This is a genomic window from Microbacterium sp. MF43 (assembly GCF_012847295.1).
In the GTDB taxonomy this organism is placed as follows: Bacteria; Actinomycetota; Actinomycetes; order Actinomycetales; family Microbacteriaceae; genus Microbacterium.
The window spans coordinates 550,915-576,478 of sequence record NZ_JABBDY010000003.1 but is presented as its reverse complement, the minus strand read 5'-3'; the positions used below and the strand labels follow the sequence as shown (position 1 = coordinate 576,478).

The following is a 25,564-nucleotide window of genomic DNA, read 5'->3' as shown; positions in this document are numbered from 1 at the left end:
CGAGGCATCCGTCTCCGTCGTTACTCTCGACGGGTGCGCGTCATCACCCCGTTGGAAGCCCTTCCGCTCGAGCTGCTCCGGCAGCGCTCGAGCACGAAGTGGCGCAAGTACGGCGATGATGTCCTGCCGCTGTTCGTCGCCGAGACGGACTACCCGCAGGCGCCGGCCATCCGCGAGGCGCTGACCCGCGCGGTCGCCCTCGGCGACACCGGCTACACGCCGCCCGAGCCGGGCATCGCGGCGGCCTACGCCGGGTTCGCCGACCGGCGATTCGGCTGGGCGGTCGATCCGGCCCGTGTTCGCACCACGTGCGACGTGATGATGGCGATCGTCGAGCTGCTGCGTCGGGTCACACAGCCGGGCGACCGCGTCGTCGTCACGCCTCCGGTCTACCCGCCGTTCTTCGACGTCGTGCCCGAGGCCGGTGCCGTCGTCGAGCTCGTGCCGCTCGTCGACACCGGGGCGGGGTGGGAGCTCGACCTTCTCGGGATCGAGGCCGCGCTCGTGGGCGGCGCGCGCGCCGTGCTGCTGTGCAACCCGCACAACCCCACCGGCACCGCCCACTCCCGCCAGACGCTCGCGGCCCTCGCGGACCTCGCCGCCCGATACGGCGCGACCGTGATCAGCGATGAGATCCACGCTCCCCTCACGCACCGTGACGCCACGTTCACGCCCTTCCTCGCCGCGTCGCCCACCGCGGCGCGTGTCGGGTACGCGGTCGCGAGCGCCAGCAAGGCGTTCAACCTCGCCGGCCTCAAGTGCGCGCTCATCGTGACGGCCGACGACGTGACGACGAATGTCGTGCGGTCGCTGCCCGACGAGGTCGAGTGGCGCACCGGACTCTTCGGTGCGATCGCCGCGGTCGCGGCGTTCTCTCCTGAGAGCGATCCGTGGCTGGACTCCCAGCTGGCAGCCCTCGACGTCAACCGCGCGCTGCTGGCCGATCTGCTCGCCGAGCACGTCCCGGGCGCGCGATACCGGATCCCCGATGCCGGCTTCCTCGCCTGGGTCGACCTCTCCGCGCTGGGGTGGGGGGACAACCCCGCCGAGCGCATCCGCCGCGACGCGAAGGTCGCCTTCCACCTCGGCCCGTACTTCGGCGCAGCGGGCGCGGGGCACGTGCGCATCAACTTCGGCTGTTCGCCCGAGGTCCTCGCCGAGGCGGTCCGCAGGGTGGGTAGCCTGGTCGGATGAGCTCCGCACCCGTTCGCACGGCGACGGGTATCTGGCAGCCGGCGTTCGTCTGGGTCACCGTCGGCGCGGTCGCGCTGATCTTCCTTGCGGCGATGCAGTCGCTCGCCGTGACGACCGTCATGCCTGTCGTGAGCGCGGATCTCGACGGGGACGCGCTCTATGCGGTGGCCTTCTCGGGAACGCTCGCCACGAGCGTCATCGGCATGGTCGCCGTCGGAGCCTGGTGCGACCGCGGGGGAGTGCTGGCGCCGCTGACGACGGCCGTGGCGCTGTTCGTCGTCGGTCTCGTGATCGCGGGACTCGCCGCGAACATGGAGTGGCTCGTCGCCGGACGGCTCATCCAGGGGCTCGGCACGGGCGGGCAGACCGTCGCGCTGTACGTCGTCGTCGCCCGGGTCTATCCGCCCGAGCTGCACGGCCGCGTCTTCGCGGCGTTCTCGGCGGCGTGGGTGGTGCCGTCCCTGATCGGCCCGTTCCTCGCAGGTGCGGTCACCGAGGCCCTGCACTGGAGGTGGGTGTTCCTCGGGGTCGCCGCGCTGACGGTCGTCGCCTTCGCGATGGTGGTGCTCAGGCTCCACGGGCTTGCGCTCCACACCGACGACCCATCGACCGAACGCGTCGCCGCCCGCCTGGCGTGCGCGGTCGCGGTGGCCGCGGGGGCGCTGGCGCTGAGCCTCGCGGGCGAACTCGGCGGATACGCCTGGGCGGTGGTGGCGGCATCCGTCGTCGTCATCGCGGTGGCCTCTCGGCCGCTGCTCCCGCGCGGGACGCTGCGCTCGGTGCGCGGCCTGCCCAGCGTCGTGCTGATGCGGGGCCTCATCGCGGGGTCGCTGTTCGGCGCCGAGATCTACGTGCCGTACCTGCTCATCGACCACTACGGCTTCTCGCCGACGTGGGCGGGACTCGGCCTTACCGCCGCTGCCCTGGCGTGGGCGGGAGCCGCGTGGGTGCAGGGCCGCCACGGCGATCGGCTCGGCAACACGCGCATCACGCTCATCGGCACCGCGCTGCTGGGAGCGGCCGCGCTCATCGCCGCGGTCACCGCGCTCCTGTGGCTGGCTCCCGGCGTGCTCGTCGCCGGATGGGCGCTCGCGGGCGCCGGCATGGGGCTCATGTATCCGCGCCTGACCGTACTGACGCTCGCGTACTCGACGCCCCAGAATCAGGGTTTCAACTCCGCCGCGCTGTCGATCTCGGATTCGATCGGCGCGGCTACCGCCATCGCCGCGATGGGTCTCGTCTTCACGGCGTTGACGGGGACGGATGCCGCGTTCCCGGCGGTCTTCGCGATGGCGGCCGCCCTCGCGGCTCTCGCGCTGGTCCCGGGTCTGCGCCTGGGGCACGCCCAGGAGGACCTCGCGGGGGCCCGGCGCGGAGGAATGTGACGCCGGATTTGAGGCCCAGGACAGGTAAGGCTAGCCTTACTGTGTGAGTTCCTCCGCCGCCGTCGCCACGCGCCCTGCGTATCGTCCGTACGCCGCGACCGTGGTCGACGTGCACCGCCTCTCTCCGCACTTCGTACGCGTGACGTTCGGCTGCGACGACTTCGAGTACTTCGGCACCGCGGGGCTCGATCAGCGCATCAAGCTGATCCTTCCGCTGGCGGACGGCACGATCACCGATATCGGCCAGCGCGACGACGCGGTCATCGACGCGGGGGACTGGTACGCCATGTGGCGCGCCGTCCCGAGCGCGGTGCGCAGCCCGCTTCGCACCTACACGGTGCGCCGTGCGAATCCCGACGAGCGGCAGGTCGTCGTCGACTTCGTCGTGCACCATGACGCCGGTCCGGCCGGGGCCTGGGCGGCATCCGCGGCCGTCGGCCAGAAGCTGGTGATCGTCGGACCCGACCAGCGCAGCGACTTCAGCCGGCAGGGCCTGGACTGGCACCCCGGCACGGCGCGGCGCGTGCTCCTCGCGGGAGACGAGACCGCCGCGCCCGGGATCTCGGGCATCCTCGAGGCGCTCGATGAGACGTACGAGGTCGACGCCTTCATCGAGGTGCCTACCGGCGCCGATCGGCTGTCGCTGGATGTGCCGGACTCGTTCCGGGTGACGTGGCTCGCACGCGACGACCGCGAGCACGGGGCAGCGCTCACCGAGGCGGTCGCCGCCTGGAGCGCTGGCGCGCCGGACGTCCTCGCCCGTGCCGCCGCCCCTCGCGCACAGGAGCTCGCCGACGTCGACGTCGACGTCGAGCTGCTGTGGGACAGCCCGGAGGACTCCGAGGGCGAGTTCTACGCCTGGATGGCCGGCGAGGCGGCGATGGTCAAGGGCCTGCGCCGCCATCTGGTGCAGGGCTGCGGCGTGGACCGCAAGCGCGTGGCGTTCATGGGGTACTGGCGGCTCGGGCAGTCCGAGCGACAGGAATGACCTCCGCGCGCGATCGGCGCGGGCGCCTCCTCCTGGTCCTCGCCCTCGTGCTGCTGGCGGTGATGGTGGTGGTGAGCCTCATGATCGGCGCGCGCGCGGTGGCTCCGTGGGTCGTGGTGGATGCGTTCGTCCGTCCAGACCCCGACTCGGCCGATCACACGGTCATCCTCACGCAGCGCGTTCCCCGCACGGTCATCGGCATCCTCGCGGGTGCCGCTCTCGCTCTCGCCGGGACCCTCATGCAGGGCCTCACGCGAAACCCGCTCGCCGATCCCGGACTGCTGGGTGTCAACGCCGGCGCCTCCGTGGCCGTGCTCGCGGCCATCACACTGCTGGGCATCACCTCGCCGTCCGGCTTCGTCTGGTTCGCGTTCGCCGGCGCCGCGGTCGCCGCCGTCGTGGTGGCGCTGATCGGCACGCGCGGCCCCGACGGCTCCAGCCCGGCCAAGCTCGCTCTCACCGGCGCCGCCGTCACGGCGGGCCTCACCGCCGTGACCACCTTCATCCTCACGACCTCCATCACGGCGTTCGACGTGTTCCGGTACTGGCAGGTCGGCGGGCTGACCGTCCGCGGGCTCGACACGGTCGCCGTCGTGACCCTGCCGATCGTCGTGGGCGCGATCATCGCCTTCTCGTGCGCCCGCGGACTCGACCTCATAGCGCTCGGCGACGAGACGGCCGCTGGGCTCGGTCACAGCGTCGGCCGCACGAGACTCCTCGGGATCATCGCGACCGTGCTCCTCTGCGGCAGTGCGACGGCGATCGCCGGACCCATCGTCTTCGTCGGACTGCTCGTGCCGCACGCGCTGCGCGCGCTGGTCGGCGGCGACTACCGCTGGCTCCTCGCCGTCGGCGCGCCGGCAGGAGCGATCGTGCTTCTGGCAGCCGATGTGATCGGACGGGTGATCGCCCTTCCCGGCGAGGTGCAGGCCGGCCTGGTCGTCGCCTTCGTCGGCGCGCCCGTTCTCATCTCGCTCGTCCTGCGGCCGGGGCGGGTGACGTTGTGACCTCCTCCGTCCTCGAGATCCGCACCCGCGTGCGCCGGCGCCGCGCGCTCGTCGTCGGCGGTTCCCTCCTCGCGGTCGTCGTCGTCTCTCTGGTCTCGCTCTCGCTCGGCGACTTCCCGCTCACGCTCGATGACGTCTGGCGCACGCTGTGGGGCGCGGGGAACCGGGCCCAGTCGTACGTCATCTTCCAGGTGCGCGCCCCACGGCTCGCCATGGCGCTCCTCGTCGGCGGCGCGCTGGGCGCGGCGGGTGCGCTCCTGCAGTCCCTCCTGCGCAATCCGCTGGCGAGCCCCGATCTGCTGGGGATCAGCGGCGGCGCCGGGGCGGCGGCCGTCTTCGCGATGCTGACGCTCGGACTGGGGGGCCCGCTCCTCGCGCTGGCGGCTTTCGCGGGCGGTCTCGTCGTGGCCGCCTTCCTCCTGCTCGCGGGGCGGCACCGCGCCGACGGCGGCTATCGGCTGATCCTCGCGGGTGTCGGCGTCGCGTTCCTCACGATCGCGATCACGAACTACCTCATGGTCCGGGCGAAGGTCGAGCTCGCGCAGGCCGCCCTGATCTGGCTGACGGGCAGCCTCGCTTCGACGCCCTGGTGGAACGTGCTCACGGTCGCGGTCGTGGTGATCCTCGCGATTCCCGCCGTGGTTGCCTGCGCCCGCTGGCTCCCGCTCACCCAGATGGGCGCCCCCACCGCGGCGGCTCTGGGCGTGCGCACCTCGACCGTGCGGATCGTCGCCGTGGTCACCGCAGTCGTCCTCACCGCGGTGACGTGTGCGTTCGTCGGGCCGATCGCCTTCATCGCCCTGTGTGCGCCGGCGATCGCACGTCCCCTCCTCGGGCACGGCGCCGTCGGAATCGGCACGAGTGCGGCGATCGGCGCCGTACTGCTGGCCGCGGCCGATCTGGTGGCGCAGTTCGCGATCCCCGGCTCCTCGATGCCCGTGGGCGTCGTCACCGGCGCCATCGGCGCGGTCTTCCTGCTGTGGCTGCTGGCCACGTCGAAAGGACGGAACCTGTGACTCCCGATTCCGCTCCCCGCCTGAGTGCGCGTGGCCTCGCCGCCGGATACCCCGGCCGCCGCGTCATCGAGGGGCTCGACCTCGAGGTCGCTCCGGGGCGCATGACGATGATCATCGGCGCCAACGCGTGCGGCAAGTCGACCCTGCTGAGCGTTCTGGCCCGTGTGAACGAGCCGCTCGGCGGCACCGTCGCGCTGGACGACATCGATGTCTCGACCCTCTCACGCCGGCGCTTCGCCCAGACGGTCGGGCTGCTGCCGCAGCATCCGACCGCGCCCGACGGCCTCACCGTCGCCGAACTCGTCTCGCGCGGCCGCCACCCGCACCGCGGCGTCTTCCAGCGCTGGAGCGCCGCTGACACCTCCGCGGTGGACGACGCGATGGCCAAGACGGGGGTCGCCGCCCTGGCAGACCGCCCCGTCGGCGATCTCTCCGGCGGGCAGCGACAGCGGGTGTGGATCGCGATGGCCCTCGCCCAGGAGCCCCGAATCCTCCTGCTCGACGAGCCGACGACGTTCCTCGACCTCAGCCATCAGATCGAGGTCCTCGACCTGCTTCGCGATCTCAATCGCACCGATGGCACGACGATCGTCGTCGTGCTCCACGAGCTCAATCTCGCCGCGCGCTACGCCGACGAGCTGGTCGTCATGAGCGCGGGCCGCGTCGTCGCCCACGGCGCGCCGTCCGATGTCCTCACGAGCGAGATCGTGGCGCAGGCCTTCGAGCTCGAAGCCCTCGTGATGCCCGACCCGCTCACCTCCACCCCCCTCGTCATCCCGATCCCCCGCGGCGCCCACGCGGCCGCGGACGAGGCGTGACTCCACCCGAAAGGAAGAATCCATGTCCGCACTGACCTCCCGCCTGACCGCCCTCGCGGCGCTGACGGTGGCCGGCGGCCTCGTCCTCTCCGGCTGTGCCGGAACCGGTGAACCGGCGACCTCGTCGATCCAGGACGCCGCAGGCTCGTCCGAGAGCTTCCCGGTCACGTTCGAGCACATCTACGGCGAGACCGTGATCGAGGAGGCTCCCGAGCGCGTCGCCACGTGGGGCTGGGGTGCGACCGACGCCGTGCTGGCGCTGGGCATCGTCCCCGTGGCGATCCCGTCGTCGGAATACGGCGGCGGCGACAACCGCATCACGCCGTGGGTCGAGGAAGCGCTCGACGAGCTCGGCGGCGAGGAGCCCGTCCTCCTCGACAACTCCTCGTTCGAGCTCTCGGTCGAAGAGCTCCTGGCGACCGATCCCGACGTGCTCATCGCGTCCTACTCGGGCCTGACGCAGGAGGAGTACGACGCCGTCACGGCCGCCGGCATCCCCGTCGTCGCCCCCGAGGAGGCGCTCTGGGCGACCCCGTGGCGTGACGTGATCACCGACACCGGCGCGGCGCTGGGGCTCGAGACCGAGGCGCAGGACCTGCTCGCCGAGCTCGACCAGCAGGTCGCCGAGGCGGCCGCCGAGCACCCGGAGTTCGAGGGCACGACCATCGCGTACGCGGACGACGACGTCGACACGTTCTACGTGTACCTTCCAGCCGACCCGCGAGTCGAGATCCTCGAGGACCTCGGCTTCGTGAGCGCACCGGCGGTGACCGAGCTCGACAGCGGCGAGTCGACCTTCTACACGACCGTCAGCAGCGAGAACCTCGACCAGGTCGTCGCGGACGTCCTCTTCACGCAGGCCGAGGTGCAGCAGGACCTCGACGACTTCCTCGCGTCCGACCGCGGCCAGCTGATCCCGGCCGTCGCCGCCGGGGCTGTCGCCCCGATCGTCGGTGAGGAGAATGTCGCGGCCGTCTCGCCGACCGCGCTGACGCTCCCGTGGATCCTGCCCGAGATCGTCGAGCAGCTCGCTGCGGCGACGGCGATCGCGCAGGGCTGATCCGCCTGGCGCGCACGCGAAAGCCCCGGCCGATCGGCCGGGGCTTTCGTCGATTCCGGATGCCTCGCGCCGAGGCATCCGCTCACTTCTTGGACGCGTCGACCTTGCGGACCAGCGCCCACGCGCCCGGGATGATGAGGGCGGCCAGGCCGGCCTTGATGAGCCCGCCGAGGATGAACGGGAAGAGGCCGAACTCGAGCAGCTGCCAGAAGGTGAAGTCGCCACCACCCACGACGTTGAGGATCAGCGCCATGTAGGGGATGCCGAACACGAACGGCATCGCGCTGGCGGCGACGAATCCGATGAACGCGAGGGCCGGCTTGCGGTCCCAGGCGCGCTCGGCGAACCAGCCGGCCACGAACGCGGAGAAGATGAATCCGATCACGTACCCGAAGCTCGGCTTGGCGACGGCGGCGATCGTGCCGGTGAAGTCCGCGAACACGGGAAGGCCCGCGAGCCCGGCGAGCAGGTACGTGACCATGGCAGCGGCGCCGCGCCGCGAGCCGAGCGCAGCGCCGACGACGATGACGCCCAGCGTCTGGCCGGTGATCGGCACGGGCTGGAGGGGGATCGAGACCTGCGCGAGGATCGCGACGAGCGCGGCGCCGGCGACGACGAGGCCGGCGTCCAACGCGAAGGCGCGGGCGCGGGTGGACGGGCGGGCGATCACGTCCGCGAGGACACGGCGCGACGAGGGGGCTGCGGCGATGGCTGACATGGCTCTCAGCCTAGGGGCATTCCTTTCGATGTTCTTAGATCGAGTCCACTAATGACGCCACGATCCTCTGTCCACGTCCTCCAGAGACGAGGGGGGAAGGGCACATCCCGCCTCGATCTATACTGGGAGGCTGGCCGATCGGCCAATCACCCCATCCACCGACGGAACGGACGTTTCGCTGTGCTCGCCGTGCACGACCTCGAGATCCGCGTGGGCGCCCGCGTGCTCATGTCCGACGTGTCGTTCCGCGTGTCCGCGGGTGACAAGATCGGCCTCGTCGGACGCAACGGCGCCGGCAAGACCACGCTGACCAAGGTGCTCGCCGGTGACGTCCTGCCCTCGGAGGGCAAGGTCGAGCGCTCCGGCGAGCTGGGCTATCTGCCGCAGGACCCCCGTTCCGGCGACCCCGACATGCTCGCTCGCACGCGCATCCTCGACGCTCGCGGTCTGGGCACGCTGGCCCTCGGCATGCACGAGGCCTCGCTCGCTATGGGGTCGGAAGATCCGGATGCCGCAGCCCGCGCCATGCGCAAGTACGCCAATCTCACCGAGCGCTTCGAGGCGCTGGGCGGATACGCGGCAGAGGCCGAGGCGGCGTCCATCGCACACAACCTGTCGCTGCCCGACCGCATCCTCGACCAGCCGCTGCGCACCCTCTCAGGTGGCCAGCGCCGCCGCATCGAGCTCGCCCGCATCCTGTTCTCGGACGCGCAGACGATGATCCTCGACGAGCCGACCAACCACCTCGACGCCGACAGCGTGGTGTGGCTGCGAGAGTTCCTCAAGGGCTACAAGGGTGGGCTGATCGTGATCAGCCACGATGTCGAGCTCGTGGGGGAGACGGTCAACCGCGTCTTCTACCTCGACGCCAACCGGCAGGTCATCGACGTCTACAACATGAACTGGAAGAACTACCTGCGTCAGCGGGTCGCCGACGAGGAGCGCCGCAAGAAGGAGCGCGCCAACGTCGAGAAGAAGGCGACGGCGCTGCAGCAGCAGGCGGCTCGATTCGGGGCGAAGGCGTCCAAGGCGGCCGCTGCGCACCAGATGGTGGCCCGCGCCGAGAAGATGCTGTCGGGCTTGGACGACGTCCGCCAGGAGGACCGCGTCGCCAAGCTGCGCTTCCCGAAGCCCGCGCCGTGCGGGAAGACTCCGATCACGGCTTCGGGGCTGTCGAAGTCCTACGGCTCCCTCGAGATCTTCACCGACGTCGACCTCGCGATCGACCGCGGATCCAAGGTGGTCGTGCTCGGCCTCAACGGTGCCGGCAAGACGACCCTGCTCCGGATCCTCGCCGGCGTCGACCGTCCCGACACCGGGGAGGTCGAGCCCGGCCACGGCCTCAAGATCGGCTACTACGCGCAGGAGCACGAGAATCTCGACGTCTCGCGGTCCGTGCTCGAGAACATGATGTCAGCGGCGCCGGACATCACCGCGACCGACGCCCGCAAGGTGCTGGGGTCGTTCCTCTTCACGGGGGATGACGTCCTCAAGCCCGCCGGCGTGCTCTCGGGCGGCGAGAAGACCCGTCTCTCCCTGGCCACCCTCGTGGTGTCCAGCGCCAACGTGCTGCTGCTCGACGAGCCGACGAACAACCTCGACCCGGCGTCGCGGGAGGAGATCCTCGGTGCGCTCTCGCACTACGAGGGGGCCGTCATCCTCGTATCCCACGACGAGGGCGCCGTCGAGGCGCTGAACCCGGAGCGCGTGCTCATCCTCCCCGACGGCGTCGAGGATATCTGGGGTCGCGACTACGCGGATCTGATCACGCTCGCGTGATCAGGTCCTGACCAGGGCTCCTCACCGACCTGCCGCGTCGAGGAGCGCGTCCTCGTCCTCGGCGTCGCGATCGCGGCGACGGGATGCCCCGGCGCGCCGCGATGCGGTGCCGTCGGCCGCTTCGGCTTCGGCCTCGGCCTCCTCGTCCTCGCGGCGGTGACGTCGCTCACTGCGGATCACGTACGTGATGAAGACGAAGCCCATGATCGCGAACAGGATCCACTGGATCGCGTACGAGAGGTGGGGACCGGGGTCCTCCGACGGCGACTCGAGCGGCTCCGGGCGGGTCTGCGGGGCCGGGTCCTCCGACGCCATCACGCCGTAGGCGCTGAGCTCCATCGCCTGGCCCGCAGCGTCCGAGACGGTGTCTGCGATGAGGGGGAGGTGGATCGTCGGCACCTGGCCCTCGGGTGCGGACCGTCCCGAAGTCGGAAGCGGCTCACCCGGCTTGAGTCGCACGACCACGGTCGTCTCACCCGTGGGCGGCGCGGGGACCTCGTCGGGTTCGGGCTGGCTCTGCCCCGGCGGAACCCAGCCGCGGTCGACCAGCAGCACGCGGCCGTCGTCGAGTTGGAAGGGGACGAGCACCTCGAAGGCCGCGGTGCCGCCATGCGGGCGGTTGCGCACGAGGAGCTCTTCGGCGGCCAGGTAGCGCCCGGTGAGCTCGACCTGCCGCCACTGGTCCGACGGGTCGAATGCGCCGCCGTCGGGGATGAGCTCGGAGAGCGGTACCGGCACCGAGTCGTAGTTCGCCTCGACGAGAGCGAGCTGCTCGGCTCGCTCCTGATTCCGCGAGAACTGCCAGTTCGACAAGAAGGCGCAGGCGATCGCGAAGACCACGGCCAGCGCGATGTAGATCGCCCATCGACCGGCCTTCGGCAGCTGCTGCATGCTGACCTCGCGCCGGCTCATCGGGGCGTCTCCGCGGAGCTGGCGGCGAGAGGCGCGACCGAGACGGGAAAGCTGCGTGCGGCCAGGAACTCCCGCAGGTAGTCGGCGTGCTCGTCGCACGCGACCCACGTCTTCACTCGGTCGGCGGTGTGGATGCGGGGGTTTCGCCAGTCGATCCGCCACTGCGCCTCGGCGCGGCATCCCGCCCGCGAGCACTGGGCCGCGGCGGTGTCCTCGGCGCTCATGCGTGCGTGTCCGGATCGGGTCGATCGCCCGTCGCGGGGGTCTCCTCGATCCTGATCACGGTCGGATGCGAGGTGGGCGGAGCGGGAGGAGCGGCCGGCGCGGCGGGGAGCGCGCGCTCGGGGTCCTCCCGTCGATTGCTGCGGCCCTCCTCGCCGACGTTGGCGAGCACGACCGCGATGTAGGGGAGGAAGATCGCCGCAGCCCCGAGGACCCAGGTGTACCAGCCGTACGGCGTGATCACCACCATGAGGATGAAGCACGCGATGCGCACGGCCATGAGGGTGAGGTACCGCGCGGAGCGCGCGTCGGCCTCGTCACGGGGTGCCCGAGGCAGCGACGTGGCGGACTGGGCCCGGCTCGAGTTCTTCACGGTAGTTCCAGGGTACGCCGCGCGGCCCCCCTCGTCGCCCGTTCTGGGCGATCGAGAGGGGCCGCGCGGAGGATGGGTACGTCAGGACATGTAGCTCGGTGAGACCGCCGCGAAGAACGTGAAGAACGCGATCATGCCGATGATGAAGATGAGGCCGAGCGCGAGCCCGACCCACCCGAGGATGGTGCCCCACAGCGCCATGCCACGGCCCTCCTCGCCACTGGTCTTCAGCTGCCCGAGAGCCATGTGCCCGGTGATGACGCCGACGAGCGACCCTACGAACGGCAGGATGACGAGGCCGGCGATCGAGGCGATCAGGGAGACGATCGCCAGCGTGTTCGTCTTGGCCGGGGCACCGTACCCGTAGGCGGGGGCAGCGCCGTACTGCGGAGCGGCGCCGTACTGCGGAGCGGCGCCGTACTGCGGAGCGGCACCGTATTGCGGAGCGGCGCCGTACTGCGGAGCCGCGCCGTAGGCCGGCGCGCCGCCGTAAGCCGGGGGAGCCGGCGGGGGACCGGACTGCGCGGGCGGCGGGTAGGCGCCGGGCGCCGCCGGCGGACCCTGGTCGGGGCGAGGAGTGTCGGAGTTGTTGTCGCTCACGGGCGGCCTTCTTTCGGATGTCGCCACCAGCGTCCCAGTGCGCGAGTCGGGTGTCAAACCCCACGCCGCTAGGCTGGTGCGGATCCGTCACACACTCCGGGAGCACCACCATGTCAAGCGATCGCGTCGTCCTCGTCACCGGCGGAAACCGCGGCATCGGCCGCGCCATCGCCGAGCGCTTCGTCGCTCAGGGCTACAAGGTGGCGGTGACCGCACGTTCCGGTGAAGGGCCCGAAGGGACGCTCACCGTCCGTGCCGACGTGACCGATGCCGCGGCTGTCGACGCGGCCTTCACCGAGGTGGAGGAAAAGCTCGGTCCGGTCGGGATCGTCGTGGCGAACGCCGGCGTCACCAAGGACACCCTCCTCCTGCGCATGACGGAGGACGACTTCGACAGCGTCATCGCGACGAACCTCGGGGGCGCCTTCCGGGTCGTCAAGCGCGCCTCGAAGGGCATGCTGCGCGCCCGGTGGGGCCGGGTCATCCTCATCTCCAGCGTCGTGGGCCTCTACGGGTCCGCCGGTCAGATCAACTACGCGGCATCCAAGAGCGCACTCGTCGGCTTCGCCCGATCGCTCACGCGGGAGCTCGGGGCCCGCGGCATCACCGCCAACGTCGTCGCGCCAGGGTTCATCGAGACCGACATGACCGCGGCCCTTTCCGAGGACACGCAGGCCGAGTACAAGAAGAACATCCCGGCGGGCCGCTTCGCGACGCCTGACGAAGTCGCTGGTGTCGTGACGTGGATGGCGTCGGACGACGCCGCCTACATCTCCGGGGCGGTCATCCCGGTCGACGGCGGACTCGGGATGGGTCACTGACGCAGCGCCCACCCGTTCCGCTCGCGAACGAGCGACCTCAGCGGATCGCCGCGATGATGGCCTCGGCCAGCGCGTCCGGCTGAGAGAACTGGGGCCAGTGCCCTGAGCCGAGGTGGACGATCTCGGTGTCGGCGATCGCTGCGAACTCGTCGCCCCACGGTCCCCACTGAGCGACGGCTTCGCGGAAGGCGACGTCGTCCATACCGCCCATGAGGATGGTGACGGGCACGGCGTGTCGGCGCGAACCCTCGAGGCGGATCGGATCGGTCGGAACGCGAGCCGGCACCGAATGGGTCCGCGCCGCCCAGGCGGAGCGGGTGTCTGCGTCGAGGTCGCCGACCTCTTCGTCTTCGAACGTGTCCCAGCCTGGAAAGGGAATGACGCCGTCGACGATCTCGAACTCGGAGATGCCCTTGCCGTCGGGGGCGGGAATCGTGTCGACGAGGATGACGCGGGTCACGGCATCCGCCCTGGCCTCCGCCGCACCCCAGACGACGTTGCCCCCGCCGCTGTGACCGACCAGCACCACGGACCCCCCGGACGCGTCGATCTCGGCGACGACGGCGTCGACCCAGTCCTGGATGCCGATGTCGGCGGATTCGGAGGCGGGAACGCCGACACCCGGCAGAGTCAGGGGGCGCGGCGTGAGGCCGGCGCGTTCGAGCGCGGGGGTCACGCCCTCCCACGAGGACGCGTCGAGCCAGAGACCGGGAACGAGGATGATGTCCATGGTTCGACGCTATCGGCGGCCTGCGACATCCGGGAGGTCAGGGCAGAACGGAGATGACCTCGCGCAGATCGACGGGACCGACGACCACGTCGGCCTGCGCACGCACGGCGGGCTTGGCGTTGAAGGCGACCCCGAGACCGGCCGCCGCCATCATCAGGAGGTCGTTCGCGCCGTCGCCGATCGCGATCGTGCGGCTCAGCGGCACGTCCGCCTCGGCCGCCCACTCGCCGAGGGCCCTGGCCTTGCCCTCGGCGTCGACGATCGGGCCGTCCACGACTCCGCTCAGCGCCTCGCCGGCCGTCGCCAGGCGGTTCGCGCGCCACACATCCACGCCCAGATCGGGCGCGACGGTGTCGAGGATCTCGTGGAAGCCGCCCGAGACCACGCCCACCCGGCCGCCGCGGGCGTGAACGGCGTCGACGAGCTCACGCACCCCGGGCGTCGGCTCGATGCGCGAGAGCACGCGGGCGAACGCCGCGACCGGAACCCCCTGCAGCGCCTCGACGCGCGATCGCAGACTCGTCGCGAAGTCGACCTCGCCGCGCATCGCGGCCTCCGTCGCCGCAGCCACCTCCGGTCCGCGGCCCGCCTCGTCGGCGATCAGCTCGATGACCTCGTTGCGGATCAGGGTCGAGTCGGCGTCGAGCACCACGAGGAAGCGCGCGGGAGGCAGAGGCATCCCTCCACGCTAGCGGCGGAGGACGCCGCCACCCCAACCGGGGGTCACCGTTCGACGCGGACGCCCTTGCCGACCACCGTGAGTCCGCTGTCGGTCACGGTGAAGCCGCGGGCGAGATCCTTCTCGCGGTCGACGCCGACCGTGGCGCCCTCGGCGAGCACGACGTTCTTGTCGAGGATGGCGCGGTGGATCCGCGCGCCCGCGCCGACCTGCACGTGATCGAAGAGCACCGAGTCGGTGATCGTCGAACCCCCTCCGGCAAGGGTCCACGGTCCCACGACACTGCGTTCGAGATGGGTCCCCGAGAGCACGGATCCCAGCGACACGATCGAGTCGATCGCGTTGCCGATGCGCCCGACGGAGTCGCGCACGAACTTCGCCGGCGGTGAGTTGACGGCCTGGGAGTGGATCGGCCAGTCGGTGTTGTACAGGTTGAAGACCGGCAGGGTCGAGATGAGATCGCGGTGCGCGTCGAAGAACGACTCGATGGTCCCGACGTCGCGCCAGTAGTAGCGGTCCCGGTCTGTCGAACCGGGGACGTCGTTGCGTTTCATGTCGTACACGCCCGCCTCGCCGCGACCGACGAAGTAGGGCACGATGTCGCCGCCCATGTCGTGGTTCGACGTCGGCAGCTCGCCGTCGGACTCGACGGCCTCGATCAGCGCGTCGGTGTCGAAGATGTAGTTGCCCATCGAGGCGAGCACCTCTCCGGGCGAGTCGGCGAGCCCGGTCGGATTCTGCGGCTTCTCGAGGAACTCGCGGATGCGGGTGGGGTCGTCGGGCTCGACGTCGATGACGCCGAACTGGTTCGCGAGGGAGATCGGCTGGCGGATGCCGGCGACCGTCGCCCGCGCGCCGGATTCGATGTGCGCGGCGAGCATCTGCCTGAAGTCCATGCGGTAGACATGGTCGGCGCCGATCACCACCACGATGTCGGGCTGCTCGTCGTTGATGAGGTTCAGGCTCTGCAGGATCGCGTCGGCCGAACCCGAGAACCAGCGCTTGCCGAGCCGCTGCTGCGCCGGGACAGAGGCCACGTACGAGTCCAGCAGCGCCGACATGCGCCATGTCTGCGAGATGTGGCGGTCGAGGCTGTGCGACTTGTACTGCGTCAGCACCACGATCTGACGCAGCCCCGAGTTGATGAGGTTCGATATCGCGAAGTCGATGAGTCGGTACTGGCCCCCGAAGGGCACGGCGGGTTTCGCGCGATCCGCCGTGAGAGGCATCAGTCGCTTGCCCTCGCCACCGGCGAGGATGATTCCGAAGACCTTCGGCGCTGCAGGCATGCCACCACCCTACGGGGCGCCACCACAGCCGGGGTAGCGGCTATTCCTGGTACGTCACGTGTACTAGGTTTCGTCCCATGCGCGTCGACATCGTGACGAAGGAGTACCCGCCCGAGATCTACGGTGGCGCGGGGGTGCACGTGACAGAGCTGGTCAAGGCGCTGCGCACCTCGATCCACGTCCGGGTGCGCGCGTTCGGCGCCGACCGCGACGAAGAGGGCACCGCCTCGTACGGGGTGCCGGCCGAGCTTGCGGCCGCGAACGCCGCCGTCCAGACCCTCGGCACCGACCTCGAGATCGTGCCGGATGTGGCCGGTGCCGACGTGGTGCACAGCCACACCTGGTACGCCAACTTCGCCGGGCACCTCGCCTCGCTCCTGCACGGCATCCCGCACATCGTGACCGCACACAGCCTCGAGCCCCTGCGCCCGTGGAAGGCCGAGCAGCTCGGCGGCGGCTACGCCGTGTCGAGCTGGATCGAGAAGACCGCCTACGAGGGCGCCGCGGCCATCGTCGCGGTGAGCGAGGGGATGCGGCAGGACATCCTGCGCAGCTACCCGGCGCTCGACCCCCAGAAGGTGCGGGTCGTCTACAACGGCATCGACGTCGAGGCGTGGCATCCGGTCGAAGACCCCGCTCTGCTGGCCGAGCTGGGTGTGGACGCGTCCCGTCCGTCCGTCGTCTTCGTCGGGCGCATCACCCGGCAGAAGGGACTGCCCTACTTCCTCCGCGCGGCCGAGCAGCTGCCCCCCGAGGTGCAGGTGATCCTGTGCGCCGGCGCGCCCGACACGCCGCAGATCATGGCCGAGGTCGAGGATCTCGTGCGAGGCCTGCAGGAGACGCGCGATGGTGTGGTGTGGATCGACCGGATGCTGTCGCGACATGAGCTCTGCACGATCCTCACCGCCGCGACGACCTTCGTCTGCCCCTCGGTGTACGAACCGCTCGGCATCGTGAACCTCGAGGCGATGGCGTGCGGCGCGGCCGTCGTCGGCACCGCGACGGGCGGCATCCCCGAGGTCGTCGTCGACGGCGTCACAGGCCGCCTCGTGCCGATCGATCAGGTGCAGGACGGCACCGGGACGCCGATCGACCCGGATCGCTTCGTCGCCGATCTCGCCCGCGTGCTCACCGAGGTGGTCTCCGATCCCGACCGCGCGCGCGCCTACGGGACGGCCGGCCGCGAGCGGGCGACGAACGACTTCAGCTGGCGGAGCATCGCCGATCAGACGGCCGCGCTGTACGCGGAGGTGGCCGCCTCCGGCCGATAGGCTGGATCCATGCCGCAGGTGCTCGAGTTCTCCGACGTCGTCGTCCGCCGAAACGCCAGGGATATCGTCGACCGCCTCGATTGGACCGTCAGCGACGATCAGCGCTGGGTGATCCTCGGACCCAACGGCGCCGGCAAGACGACGGTGCTGCAGCTGGCCGACACGCTCATGCACCCGACGGCGGGCGTCGTGACGATCCTGGGGGAGCGGCTGGGCCGCACCGACGTCTTCGAGCTGCGTCCCCGCATCGGCTTCGCGTCGTCGGCGATGGCTCGGCGCGTGCCGCCGGAGGAGACGGTCATCAACGTCGTCCTCACCGCCGCGTACTCGGTGCTCGGCCGCTGGCGCGAGGACTACGAGGACATCGACGAGCGCCGCGCGCTGCGCGTGCTCGCGGAGTGGAAGCTCGACCACCTCGCCGACCGCACGTTCGGCACCCTGAGCGACGGCGAGCAGAAGCGCGTCCAGATCGCGCGTGCCGTCATGACCGACCCCGAGCTCCTCCTGCTCGACGAGCCGACCGCGAGCCTCGACCTCGGCGCGCGCGAAGAGCTCCTCTCGCTGCTCGGCGGCTACGCTTCGGCTCCCACGACGCCCGCGATGATCATGGTCACCCACCATGTCGAGGAGATTCCGGTCGGCTTCACCCACGTGCTGCTCCTCGCGGAGGGCCGCGCGGTCGCGGCCGGCCCGATCGGCGAGACGCTCACCGCCGAGGCGCTCACCGAGACGTTCGGGGTGCCGATCCACCTCACCCACGACGCCGGTCGCTACGCCGCCCGCGCCGCCCACTGAGCGTTCGCCGGGCCGATTCCGCGTCGGGCCCGGGAGGCTGATAGAATCGCTCTTTGGTGCACTCGCACCTCAGACTTTGTCCGTCCTGGCAAAATCCAGGGCACCACTTTCAAAGGACTTCCCATGAAGACTGACATCCACCCCGAGTACCAGGCCGTCGTGTTCCGCGACCTCGGCTCCGGCGAGACCTTCCTCACCCGTTCGACGGTGACCAGCGACAAGACGATCGAGCTCGACGGTGTCGAGTACCCCGTCATCGACGTCGAGATCTCGTCGGCATCGCACCCGTTCTACACGGGCAAGCAGCGCATCATGGACTCGGCCGGTCGCGTCGAGAAGTTCAACCAGCGCTTCAAGAACTTCGGCAAGTAAGTCGCCGCACCTCGAAAGCCCCGCTCCGGCGGGGCTTTCGTCGTTCGACCCGCCTTCAGCGGATCGGCCAGCTGCCGTCCAGCCTGTCGTCGGGGTCGAGCCGGCCGATCTGGATGAAGTACTCCGTGAGACTGGCTGCTTGCGCGCGCGCCCACGCGATCTGCCGCGTGTGCAGCTCCTGCGCCGTGTCCGGCAGCCATGCGGCGTACCTCTCGCCGAGCGCTTGGGCGACGCGTCCGGCCGCGACGGCGTCGGCGGATGCCTCGTGAGCGCCGTCCAGTCGTACCGCATAGTGCTCGGCCACGACCGACAGCGTGCGTTTGCCGCGGCGCCAGCGGTCGTAGGCCTTGTCGACCACGAGCGGGTCGATCACGGGGAACGGATCGACGATCGGGTCGATGCGGTGGCGAAGCGCCTCGTGCTTGAGCAGCGAGAAGTCATACGGCGCGTTGTACGCGACGACCGGGATGCCGGCATCCAGCAGACCGCGCAGGGCCGCCACCACCTCGACGATCACGTCCGCCGCGAACCTGCCGTGCTCTCGTGCGTGCGCGGTCGTGATGCCGTGGATCGCCGCGGCGCCCTCAGGGATCTCGACACCCGGATCGGCGAGCCAGTCGCGCGCGCTCAGCACCGCGCCCGAGGCATCCAGCAGCCCCACGTGAGCCGTGACGATCCGGTCGGACGCGACATCCACGCCCGTGGTCTCGAGGTCGAAGACGCCGATCACGCGCAGCCAGTCGGGAACGTCGAACAGCGGGAGAGGGTCGGCCCGCCACTGCTGCATGCCGCTCACGGTATGCGGCACGTCCGACACCGCGTGCGAGGCGCACCGCGGGTGCGCTCGTAGACTCGGACCGTGGCATCCGCGAACCCCTACGCCCCGCTCCTCGACGAGATACCCGTCGAGCGGCATGAGGTGCCGGTCGCGGGCGGCGTCACGGCGTACTGGGTGTACGGGCCGTCGGATGCCTCGACCACGGTCATCGCGGTGCACGGGTTCCGCGGGGAGCACCACGGACTCGAACCCGTCGTCGCGCACCTGCCCGACGTACGCGTGATCTCACCTGACCTGCCGGGTTTCGGCGAGACGGCCCCGCTCCCCGGTGTGCGCCACGATCTCGACATGTATGCCGAATGGCTGAAGGCGTTCGCCGCGAAGGTCGCACCGGGCGCGGTGATCCTCGGGCACTCCTTCGGTTCGATCGTGGTCGCGTCGGCCGTCGCGCATGGCTTGCCCGCGCCTCGCGTCGTGCTGGTCAATCCGATCGGCGCCCCGGCGCTCGAGGGGCCGAGAGGCCTGCTCACGCGCCTCGCGGTGTTCTACTACTGGGCCGGCGCGCGCCTGCCGGAGCGGCTCGGCGAGGCGCTGCTGCGCAACGGACTGATCGTGCGCGTGATGAGCGAGTCGATGGCCAAGACGAAGGATGCCGAGCTGCGCCGGTTCATCCACGATCAGCACGACAGGTACTTCTCGCGTTTCGCCGACCGCGACGTGCTCCACGACGCGTTCGTCGCCTCGGTCTCTCACGATGTCCGCGAGTTCGCGCCGAGGATCGCTCAGCCGACGCTGCTCGTCGCCGCCGTGCGCGACGACATCACGCCGATCGAGGCGGAGCGCCGGCTCGCGCGCCTGTTCCCGGCGGCAGAGCTGGTGGAGATCCCGGATGTCGGGCACCTCATCCACTACGAGACGCCGGCGCCGGCCGCCGCCGCGATCAGGCGCTTTCTCGCGCCTTCCGAGCCCGGTACGCGATGACGTTCATGCGGTTCCCGCAGTTGCCGGTGTCGCAGTACCGCTTGGAGCCGTTCTTCGAATAGTCGATGTAGACGGAGTCGCAGTCGTCGGCGGCGCAGATCCGCACACGGTCGTACTCGTCGGAGCGGATGACGTCGACGAACGCCATCGCGGCCTCGACCATCATGCGGGTCGCTAGGGGAGAGTCGTCGGATGTCGCATGGATGTGCCAGTCGTACTCGTCGTGGATCACGAGCCGCGGCAGCGCCTCGCCGTCGGCGAGCATCCGGTTGACGAGCGGCACGGCGCCCACGCGATCGACATCCCACAGTTCGCGCAAGCGCCCGCGGACCTCGCGCACCTCGGCGACTTCGGTCGCGTCGACGCGGACCACGCCGGTGTACGGATTCGTCTCGAGGAATCGCGCGAGATCGTGCGGCGTCTGGAGATCATCCTCGCCGTCGAATCCGGGCAGGGTGTTGACGAGGTCGACCACCATCATGAGTGTGCGCTTCGTGTCATGGATGAAAACCATGTTGACTCCTGACATCCCCTTCGATACTGTCACCAGTGTAAGCAGATTTGACTCATGACAGCCGGATGCCGCCCATGACCGCTTCGACCGCGTCGATACCCGTGATGACCACGTTCGCGACGCCGTCGCGGGTGCGCACCACCGGTCTGATCATGGCTGTGGCCTCGGCGCTCGCCTTCTCGTCGAGCGGTCCCTTCGTCAAACCGCTGCTCGAAGCCGGCTGGTCTCTCGGCGCGGCGCTGCTGGTGCGCATGGGAATCGCCGGGCTCATCCTCTCGCCCGCCGTGATCCGGGCGATGCGGCGCCAGCCCGGGTTCCTGCGCAGGCACTGGCGGCTCATCGCCGGCTTCGGGCTCATGCCCGTGCTGCTGTGCCAGCTCTTCTTCTTCTCGGCGATGCAGCGGATGCCGGTGGCAGTCGCCCTGCTCATCCAATACCTCGCGCCGGTCATGCTCGTCGCGTTCGTGTGGCTGCGCACCCGCAGGGCGCCGTCGGCGCTCGTGCTCTGGGGGTCGGCGGTCGCCGTCCTCGGCCTGGTCCTGGTGGTCGACATCTCCGGGGCATCCTTCGACCTGATCGGAACGCTGCTCGCGCTGGGAGCCGCGGTGTGCGTGTGCGCGTACTTCGTCATCTCCGAACGCGCCGGAGACGACCTGCCCCCGCTCGCCCTGGCCGCGAGCGGCCTGCTCGCAGGGGCGGCGATGATGGGGGTGCTGTGTCTGGCCGGCATCATGCCGTTCGAGGCGCCGCCGGTGTCGGTCGAGCTCGCCGGTGTCACGGTGCCGTGGTTCGTTCCGCTGCTGTGGGTCGCGGCGGTCGCCACCACCGTCGGATACGCGCTCGGAGTCATGGCCGTGCCGCGCATCGGATCGCGCGTCGCGTCCTTCGTCGGGCTGTCCGAAGTGCTCTTCGCGCTCGGCTTCGCATGGATCTTCCTCGCCGAGGTGCCGGCGCCGATCCAGTTCGCGGGCGGTGCGCTCATCCTCGCCGGCGTCGTGCTGGTCAAGGTCGACGACTTGCGGTCCGCACCGCGGGCGGAGGTCGCTGCCAGCGCCGTCCCGCTCCCGTAGCTCGGCAGCTCACGACTCCCGGCGCGCCAGCTCCATCAGCGGCATGACCCGGTGGGGGATGACCTCGCCCATGACGAGCGACGTCTCGGTGCGCTCGACTCCCTCGATGGCGAGGATGCGCGCATCGGTGTCGAACAGATGCTGGGTGTCTCGGCAGGCCACGCGCACGAGCAGATCGACCTGACCGGACAGGCCGTGCGCCTGCACGATCTCGGGCACGCGCGTCAGTTCCGCGGTGATGCGGGGGAGATCGGCCTGGCGCACGATGACGCTGATGAACGCCTCGATCGGATACCCGAGCGAGGTCGATGAGATCGCCCTCTCGTACGAGAGGAAGACGCCCGAGCGCTCGAGCCGTGCCATGCGCGCCTGCACCGTGTTGCGCGAGAGGCCGAGCCTTTCGGCCAGCGCGACGACGGTCGCGCGGGGGTCGGCCGACAGGGCGGCCAGCAGCTCCAGGTCGACGTGATCAAGGGCACTCATAGTGCGAAACGTTAGCACGGTCTGGGGGGGAGTTAGTTGTCAACATGCTCAAGGGATGCGCGCCTGCTTGAGCGAGGTGCGATGCGGACGTAGCCTCGAAGGAGCCGATGACGATGTCGGCGAGCCACGACGCCCCTCCTCACGAGGGAGGGTTGCACCGAGGAGTGATGACGATGACGCACACCCTGACCCCGACCGCCGATCTCGCGACAGACACCGACGACGTCGCGCGCCTGGTCACCCCCGACGGCGAGAGGATCGCCGATCCCGAGCTGGACCGCTGGGTCCAGGACGTGGATGCCGCGGCACTGCGTGCGCTGTACCGCGACATGGTTCTGCTGCGCCGCATCGACACCGAGGGCGTCGCCCTCCAGCGTCAGGGTCAGCTCGCACTGTGGCCGCCGTGCCAAGGCCAGGAGGCCTCGCAGATCGGCACCGCCCGCGCTCTGCGCGCTGACGACTTCGCGTTCCCCAGCTACCGGGAGACGGGTGTCGCCTATGCGCGCGGTGCCAAGCCGGCGGACTACGTGCTGGCGTGGCGCGGCGAGGAGCACTCCACGTACAACCCGTACGAGATCAACACTGCGACGCAGCAGATCATCATCGGCGCGCAGTCCCTTCACGCCGTCGGCTATGCGATGGGCATCCAGCGCGACGGCACCGACCAAGTCGCCGTCGCCTACTTCGGCGACGGTGCCTCGAGTCAGGGGGACGTCAACGAGGCGATGGTCTTCGCGTCGTCCTACGGCGCCCCCGTGGTCTTCGTCTGCACCAACAACCAGTGGGCGATCTCCGAGCCCGTCACGGTGCAGGCGCGATTCCCGATCGCCGGGCGCGCTCCGGGCTTCGGCATCCCCAGCATGCGCGTCGACGGAAACGACGTCCTCGCGTGCCTCGCAGCTATGCGGTGGGCCCTCGACAACGCCCGCAAGGGCAACGGCCCCGCGTTCATCGAGGCGGTCACCTACCGCATCGGACCGCACACCACCTCGGATGACCCGACCCGCTACCGCGACAAGGAGGAGGTCGAGCGCTGGAAGGGCCGTGACCCCCTGGCCCGGATCGAGGCGCTCCTTCGGAGCATGGGCGAGTTCGACGAGGAGTTCGCCGCGGCCGTCGCCGCCGACGCCGACGACCTCGCCGCCCAGGTGCGCTCGGCCGCGCAGGGAGCAGTGACGCGCGCGCCCCTCACGGTGCTCGACCACGTCTACGCCGAGCCGCACAGCGGTCTCGAGGAGCAGCGCACCTGGTTCGCCGCGTACCTCGACGGCTTCGCCGCCGACGCCGAGGGGGTCGCACGATGACGCAGCTGACGATGGCGAAGGCCATCAACGAAGGACTCCGTCGTGCCATGGCCGACGACGACAAGGTGCTCGTCATGGGCGAGGACATCGGCAAGCTCGGCGGCGTCTTCCGCATCACCGACGGGCTCCAGCAGGAGTTCGGCGCTCAGCGCGTCGTCGACACCCCGCTCGCCGAGGCGGGCATCATGGGCACGGCGGTCGGGCTGGCGTTCCGCGGCTACCGTCCGGTCGTCGAGATCCAGTTCGACGGATTCGTCTACCCGGCGTTCGACCAGATCGTGTGCCAGGTCGCCAAGATGCACTACCGCACGCGCGGGAACGTCCAGATGCCGATCACCATCCGCATCCCGTGGGCCGGCGGCGTCGGTGCGGCCGAGCACCATTCGGAGTCTCCCGAGGCGTACTTCGTCCACACGTCGGGCCTGCGCGTCATCGCCGTCTCCAACCCGCAGGACGCGTACGTGATGCTCCGTCAGGCCATCGCGTCGAACGACCCCGTGGTCTACTTCGAGCCCAAGCGCCTGTATCACTCCAAGGGCGAGGTCGACCTCGATGTCGACCTGGCCGACGCTCCGCCGATGGGTCTTGCCCGCGTGGCGCGGGAGGGGAGCGACGTGACGCTCCTCACGTACGGATCCCAGGTGGCCACCGCGATGGACGCGGCGACGGCTGCGGAAGACGACGGCGTCTCGATCGAGGTCATCGACCTGCGCTCGATCTCGCCGGTGGACTACCGAACGGTGACGGCGTCGGTCCGCAAGACCGGCCGCGTCGTGGTGACCCATGAGGCCGCCCGGGAGGCGGGAGTCGGCGCCGAGCTCATCGCGAGCGTCACGGAGCGCTGCTTCAACTACCTCGAGGCGGCCCCGCAGCGCGTGACGGGCCACGACATCCCCTACCCGCCGGCGAAGCTCGAGAAGCACCATCTGCCCGATCTCGACCGGATCCTCGACGCCGTGGACCGCGTCATGGACCGGCCGAACAGCATGACCGGAGTGGAACTGTGATCCAGGACTTCCGACTCCCCGATCTGGGTGAGGGACTTCCCGAGGCGGAGATCGTCGCGTGGCTGGTCGCCGAGGGCGACACCGTGACGCTCAACCAGACCATCGCCGAGGTCGAGACGGCGAAGGCGGTCGTCGAGCTTCCTTCTCCCTACGCGGGGATCATCACGAAGCTGCACGCGGCGGTCGGCGACGTCGTCGAGGTGGGCTCCGTCCTGATCTCGTATGATCTCGGCGGCGACGACGCACCGGTGCCCGCTCCCGATGCCGAGGTCGTCGAGGAGCCGGCCAAGGCGGAGCCGAATCTCGTCGGCTACGGCGCTGCGCCTCGCGGCAATGCCAAGCCGCAGCGCCGTGCCCGTTCGGCCGGCGCGAGGGTGGCGGCATCCGACACCGCCGTGCTCGAAGCCGCGCCCCACGACGCGATCCACCTCGCCGAACCGGAGCGTCCGCTCGAGCGTCCGCGCTCGACGCCGCCCGTGCGGCTGCTGGCGAAGCAGCTCGGCATCGACCTGGCGCTCGTCGAGGCCACCGGAGCGAGCGGCATCATCACCCGGTCGGATGTCGAGGCGTACGCGACCCGCGTCGGCGCGGCCCCGGTCGCGTCGGAGCCTGTCGAGCCCGAGCTGATGCCCGAGCTCCGGGTCGCTCCCGCGGGGGATCGCACGACCCGCACCCCCATCCGCGGCGTCCGCAAGCACACCGCGGACGCGATGGTGCGAAGCGCGTTCACGGCGCCGCACGTGACGACGTTCGTCACGGTGGACGTCACCGCGACGACCGAGCTGATCGCGTCGTTCAAGACCGATCGTGCGCTGGCCGACCACAAGATCGGCCTGCTCGCGGTTGCGGCCAAGGCCGTCTGCCTCGCCCTCGCACACCACCCGAGCCTCAACTCGCGCTGGGACGAGGCGGCCGGTGAGATCGTCCAGCACCATTACGTCAACCTCGGGATCGCCGCGGCCACCGGCCGGGGACTGGTCGTACCGAACATCCGGGACGCTCAGGACCTGTCGCTGATCGAGCTCGCCGACGCGATCCGCGGACTCGCCGAGACCGCGCGCGCCGGCAAGACGTCGCCCGCGGACATGACGGGCGGCACCTTCTCGATCACGAACGTGGGAGTGTTCGGGGTCGATGCCGGCACGCCGATCCTCAACCCCGGCGAAGCGGGCATCCTCGCGCTCGGTGCGGTGCGCCGTCAGCCGTGGGAGTACCGGGGCGAGATCGCGCTCCGCGATGTCATGACGCTCGCGCTCTCGTTCGACCACCGTCTCGTCGACGGCGAGCAGGGCTCGAAGTTCATGGTCGATGTCGCCAACGTGCTGCGCGAGCCCGGCCGGGCGATGCTGCTGCGCTGAACCTCGAAACGGGAGCGCCCGCCGCGATCGCGGCGGGCGC

The 25,564-nt window shown here is 70.4% G+C and carries 28 protein-coding genes; 17 read left to right on the top strand and 11 right to left on the bottom strand.

Going from position 1 to position 25,564, the window contains the following annotated elements:
- The first annotated feature begins 42 nt into the window (after positions 1-42).
- Genes HF323_RS11185 through HF323_RS11155 form a run of 7 tightly spaced genes read left to right on the top strand, consistent with a single transcriptional unit; the run spans position 43 to position 7,468 of the window.
- Positions 43-1,194, top strand: a complete 1,152-nt coding sequence (locus tag HF323_RS11185) for an aminotransferase class I/II-fold pyridoxal phosphate-dependent enzyme (RefSeq protein ID WP_169582841.1) — start codon at positions 43-45, stop codon at positions 1,192-1,194.
- Entirely contained in the window at positions 1,191-2,579 is a 1,389-nt protein-coding gene (locus tag HF323_RS11180) for an MFS transporter (RefSeq protein WP_169582643.1), read from the top strand. The genes HF323_RS11185 and HF323_RS11180 overlap by 4 nt, the downstream gene beginning before the upstream one ends.
- Before the next feature lie 43 nt (positions 2,580-2,622).
- Positions 2,623-3,567, top strand: a complete 945-nt coding sequence (locus HF323_RS15730) for a siderophore-interacting protein (RefSeq protein WP_169582642.1) — start codon at positions 2,623-2,625, stop codon at positions 3,565-3,567.
- Positions 3,564-4,574 (top strand): iron chelate uptake ABC transporter family permease subunit, encoded by a 1,011-nt coding sequence (locus HF323_RS11170; RefSeq protein WP_169582641.1) that lies wholly within the window; start codon positions 3,564-3,566, stop codon positions 4,572-4,574. Before HF323_RS15730 ends, HF323_RS11170 begins: the two co-directional genes overlap by 4 nt.
- Positions 4,571-5,590, top strand: coding sequence for an iron chelate uptake ABC transporter family permease subunit (locus HF323_RS11165; RefSeq protein WP_317451056.1), 1,020 nt, complete (start codon positions 4,571-4,573; stop codon positions 5,588-5,590). The genes HF323_RS11170 and HF323_RS11165 overlap by 4 nt, the downstream gene beginning before the upstream one ends.
- Complete coding sequence (locus tag HF323_RS11160; protein WP_169582640.1) at positions 5,587-6,408, top strand: ABC transporter ATP-binding protein; 822 nt, start codon at positions 5,587-5,589, stop codon at positions 6,406-6,408. Before HF323_RS11165 ends, HF323_RS11160 begins: the two co-directional genes overlap by 4 nt.
- Before the next feature lie 22 nt (positions 6,409-6,430).
- On the top strand, positions 6,431-7,468 hold the full coding sequence (locus HF323_RS11155; RefSeq protein ID WP_169582639.1) for an ABC transporter substrate-binding protein: 1,038 nt from the start codon (positions 6,431-6,433) through the stop codon (positions 7,466-7,468).
- 82 nt (positions 7,469-7,550) lie between these two features.
- Here the strand turns inward: HF323_RS11155 and HF323_RS11150 are convergent, their stop codons facing one another.
- Complete coding sequence (locus tag HF323_RS11150) at positions 7,551-8,186, bottom strand: biotin transporter BioY (protein ID WP_169582638.1); 636 nt, start codon at positions 8,184-8,186, stop codon at positions 7,551-7,553.
- Between the two features lie 180 nt (positions 8,187-8,366).
- On the opposite strand from HF323_RS11150, the gene HF323_RS11145 reads away from it, so the two are divergent.
- Positions 8,367-9,965: an ABC-F family ATP-binding cassette domain-containing protein gene (locus tag HF323_RS11145; RefSeq protein WP_169582637.1), complete on the top strand. Its 1,599-nt coding sequence runs from the start codon at positions 8,367-8,369 to the stop codon at positions 9,963-9,965.
- Positions 9,966-9,986: 21 nt separating this feature from the next.
- Here the strand turns inward: HF323_RS11145 and HF323_RS11140 are convergent, their stop codons facing one another.
- The 4 genes from HF323_RS11140 to HF323_RS11125 all read right to left on the bottom strand — a co-directional run bounded on the left by HF323_RS11140 (position 9,987) and on the right by HF323_RS11125 (position 12,072).
- The gene (locus HF323_RS11140; protein ID WP_223169314.1) at positions 9,987-10,877 is read right to left on the bottom strand and encodes an SURF1 family protein; all 891 of its coding nucleotides are present in this window, start codon (positions 10,875-10,877) and stop codon (positions 9,987-9,989) included.
- On the bottom strand, positions 10,874-11,101 hold the full coding sequence (locus tag HF323_RS11135; RefSeq protein ID WP_169582636.1) for a hypothetical protein: 228 nt from the start codon (positions 11,099-11,101) through the stop codon (positions 10,874-10,876). The genes HF323_RS11140 and HF323_RS11135 overlap by 4 nt, the downstream gene beginning before the upstream one ends.
- Complete coding sequence (locus HF323_RS11130; protein WP_169582635.1) at positions 11,098-11,472, bottom strand: DUF3099 domain-containing protein; 375 nt, start codon at positions 11,470-11,472, stop codon at positions 11,098-11,100. Before HF323_RS11130 ends, HF323_RS11135 begins: the two co-directional genes overlap by 4 nt.
- Positions 11,473-11,553: 81 nt before the next feature.
- Positions 11,554-12,072 carry a DUF4190 domain-containing protein gene (locus HF323_RS11125; RefSeq protein WP_169582634.1) on the bottom strand — a complete coding sequence of 173 codons (519 nt, stop codon included), beginning with the start codon at positions 12,070-12,072 and terminating at the stop codon, positions 11,554-11,556.
- A 110-nt stretch (positions 12,073-12,182) separates the two neighbouring features.
- Here HF323_RS11125 and fabG point away from each other — a divergent pair, with 110 nt between their 5' ends.
- Positions 12,183-12,893, top strand: a complete 711-nt coding sequence (gene fabG, locus HF323_RS11120; RefSeq protein ID WP_169582633.1) for a 3-oxoacyl-ACP reductase FabG — start codon at positions 12,183-12,185, stop codon at positions 12,891-12,893.
- 37 nt (positions 12,894-12,930) lie between these two features.
- Here fabG and HF323_RS11115 read toward each other — a convergent pair whose 3' ends face one another.
- Genes HF323_RS11115 through HF323_RS11105 form a run of 3 tightly spaced genes read right to left on the bottom strand, consistent with a single transcriptional unit; the run spans position 12,931 to position 15,591 of the window.
- A complete protein-coding gene (locus HF323_RS11115) occupies positions 12,931-13,623 on the bottom strand; it encodes an alpha/beta hydrolase (protein WP_169582632.1) in 693 nt (230 codons plus the stop codon).
- A 37-nt stretch (positions 13,624-13,660) separates the two neighbouring features.
- Entirely contained in the window at positions 13,661-14,302 is a 642-nt protein-coding gene (gene serB / locus HF323_RS11110; protein ID WP_188241692.1) for a phosphoserine phosphatase SerB, read from the bottom strand.
- Between the two features lie 44 nt (positions 14,303-14,346).
- Positions 14,347-15,591 carry a glucose-1-phosphate adenylyltransferase gene (locus HF323_RS11105; protein WP_169582631.1) on the bottom strand — a complete coding sequence of 415 codons (1,245 nt, stop codon included), beginning with the start codon at positions 15,589-15,591 and terminating at the stop codon, positions 14,347-14,349.
- A 77-nt stretch (positions 15,592-15,668) separates the two neighbouring features.
- Between HF323_RS11105 and glgA the strand changes: the two genes are divergently transcribed.
- The 3 genes from glgA (at position 15,669) to HF323_RS11090 (ending at position 18,029) form a co-directional block, all read left to right on the top strand.
- Positions 15,669-16,862, top strand: coding sequence for a glycogen synthase (gene glgA / locus HF323_RS11100; RefSeq protein ID WP_169582630.1), 1,194 nt, complete (start codon positions 15,669-15,671; stop codon positions 16,860-16,862).
- A 9-nt stretch (positions 16,863-16,871) separates the two neighbouring features.
- The gene (locus HF323_RS11095; protein ID WP_169582629.1) at positions 16,872-17,657 is read left to right on the top strand and encodes an ABC transporter ATP-binding protein; all 786 of its coding nucleotides are present in this window, start codon (positions 16,872-16,874) and stop codon (positions 17,655-17,657) included.
- Between the two features lie 123 nt (positions 17,658-17,780).
- Positions 17,781-18,029 (top strand): type B 50S ribosomal protein L31, encoded by a 249-nt coding sequence (locus HF323_RS11090; RefSeq protein ID WP_169582628.1) that lies wholly within the window; start codon positions 17,781-17,783, stop codon positions 18,027-18,029.
- A gap of 55 nt (positions 18,030-18,084) precedes the next feature.
- On the opposite strand, the gene HF323_RS11085 is transcribed toward HF323_RS11090, so the two are convergent.
- Positions 18,085-18,816: a 3'-5' exonuclease gene (locus tag HF323_RS11085; RefSeq protein WP_169582627.1), complete on the bottom strand. Its 732-nt coding sequence runs from the start codon at positions 18,814-18,816 to the stop codon at positions 18,085-18,087.
- Between the two features lie 72 nt (positions 18,817-18,888).
- Here HF323_RS11085 and HF323_RS11080 point away from each other — a divergent pair, with 72 nt between their 5' ends.
- Positions 18,889-19,788 (top strand): alpha/beta hydrolase, encoded by a 900-nt coding sequence (locus HF323_RS11080; RefSeq protein ID WP_169582626.1) that lies wholly within the window; start codon positions 18,889-18,891, stop codon positions 19,786-19,788.
- Here the strand turns inward: HF323_RS11080 and HF323_RS11075 are convergent.
- Complete coding sequence (locus HF323_RS11075; RefSeq protein WP_169582625.1) at positions 19,748-20,302, bottom strand: CGNR zinc finger domain-containing protein; 555 nt, start codon at positions 20,300-20,302, stop codon at positions 19,748-19,750. The two genes, HF323_RS11080 and HF323_RS11075, sit on opposite strands and share 41 nt — an antisense overlap.
- A gap of 74 nt (positions 20,303-20,376) precedes the next feature.
- Here HF323_RS11075 and HF323_RS11070 point away from each other — a divergent pair, with 74 nt between their 5' ends.
- Positions 20,377-21,372 carry a DMT family transporter gene (locus HF323_RS11070; RefSeq protein WP_169582624.1) on the top strand — a complete coding sequence of 332 codons (996 nt, stop codon included), beginning with the start codon at positions 20,377-20,379 and terminating at the stop codon, positions 21,370-21,372.
- A gap of 9 nt (positions 21,373-21,381) precedes the next feature.
- Here HF323_RS11070 and HF323_RS11065 read toward each other — a convergent pair whose 3' ends face one another.
- A complete protein-coding gene (locus HF323_RS11065; protein ID WP_169582623.1) occupies positions 21,382-21,855 on the bottom strand; it encodes an Lrp/AsnC family transcriptional regulator in 474 nt (157 codons plus the stop codon).
- Positions 21,856-22,022: 167 nt separating this feature from the next.
- On the opposite strand from HF323_RS11065, the gene pdhA reads away from it, so the two are divergent.
- The 3 genes from pdhA to HF323_RS11050 are packed head-to-tail and all read left to right on the top strand — an operon-like array spanning position 22,023 to position 25,524.
- Positions 22,023-23,159 carry a pyruvate dehydrogenase (acetyl-transferring) E1 component subunit alpha gene (pdhA, locus tag HF323_RS11060; RefSeq protein ID WP_169582622.1) on the top strand — a complete coding sequence of 379 codons (1,137 nt, stop codon included), beginning with the start codon at positions 22,023-22,025 and terminating at the stop codon, positions 23,157-23,159.
- A complete protein-coding gene (locus tag HF323_RS11055) occupies positions 23,156-24,166 on the top strand; it encodes an alpha-ketoacid dehydrogenase subunit beta (RefSeq protein ID WP_169582621.1) in 1,011 nt (336 codons plus the stop codon). The genes pdhA and HF323_RS11055 overlap by 4 nt, the downstream gene beginning before the upstream one ends.
- Positions 24,163-25,524, top strand: coding sequence for a dihydrolipoamide acetyltransferase family protein (locus tag HF323_RS11050; protein WP_169582620.1), 1,362 nt, complete (start codon positions 24,163-24,165; stop codon positions 25,522-25,524). The genes HF323_RS11055 and HF323_RS11050 overlap by 4 nt, the downstream gene beginning before the upstream one ends.
- Positions 25,525-25,564 lie beyond the last annotated feature (40 nt).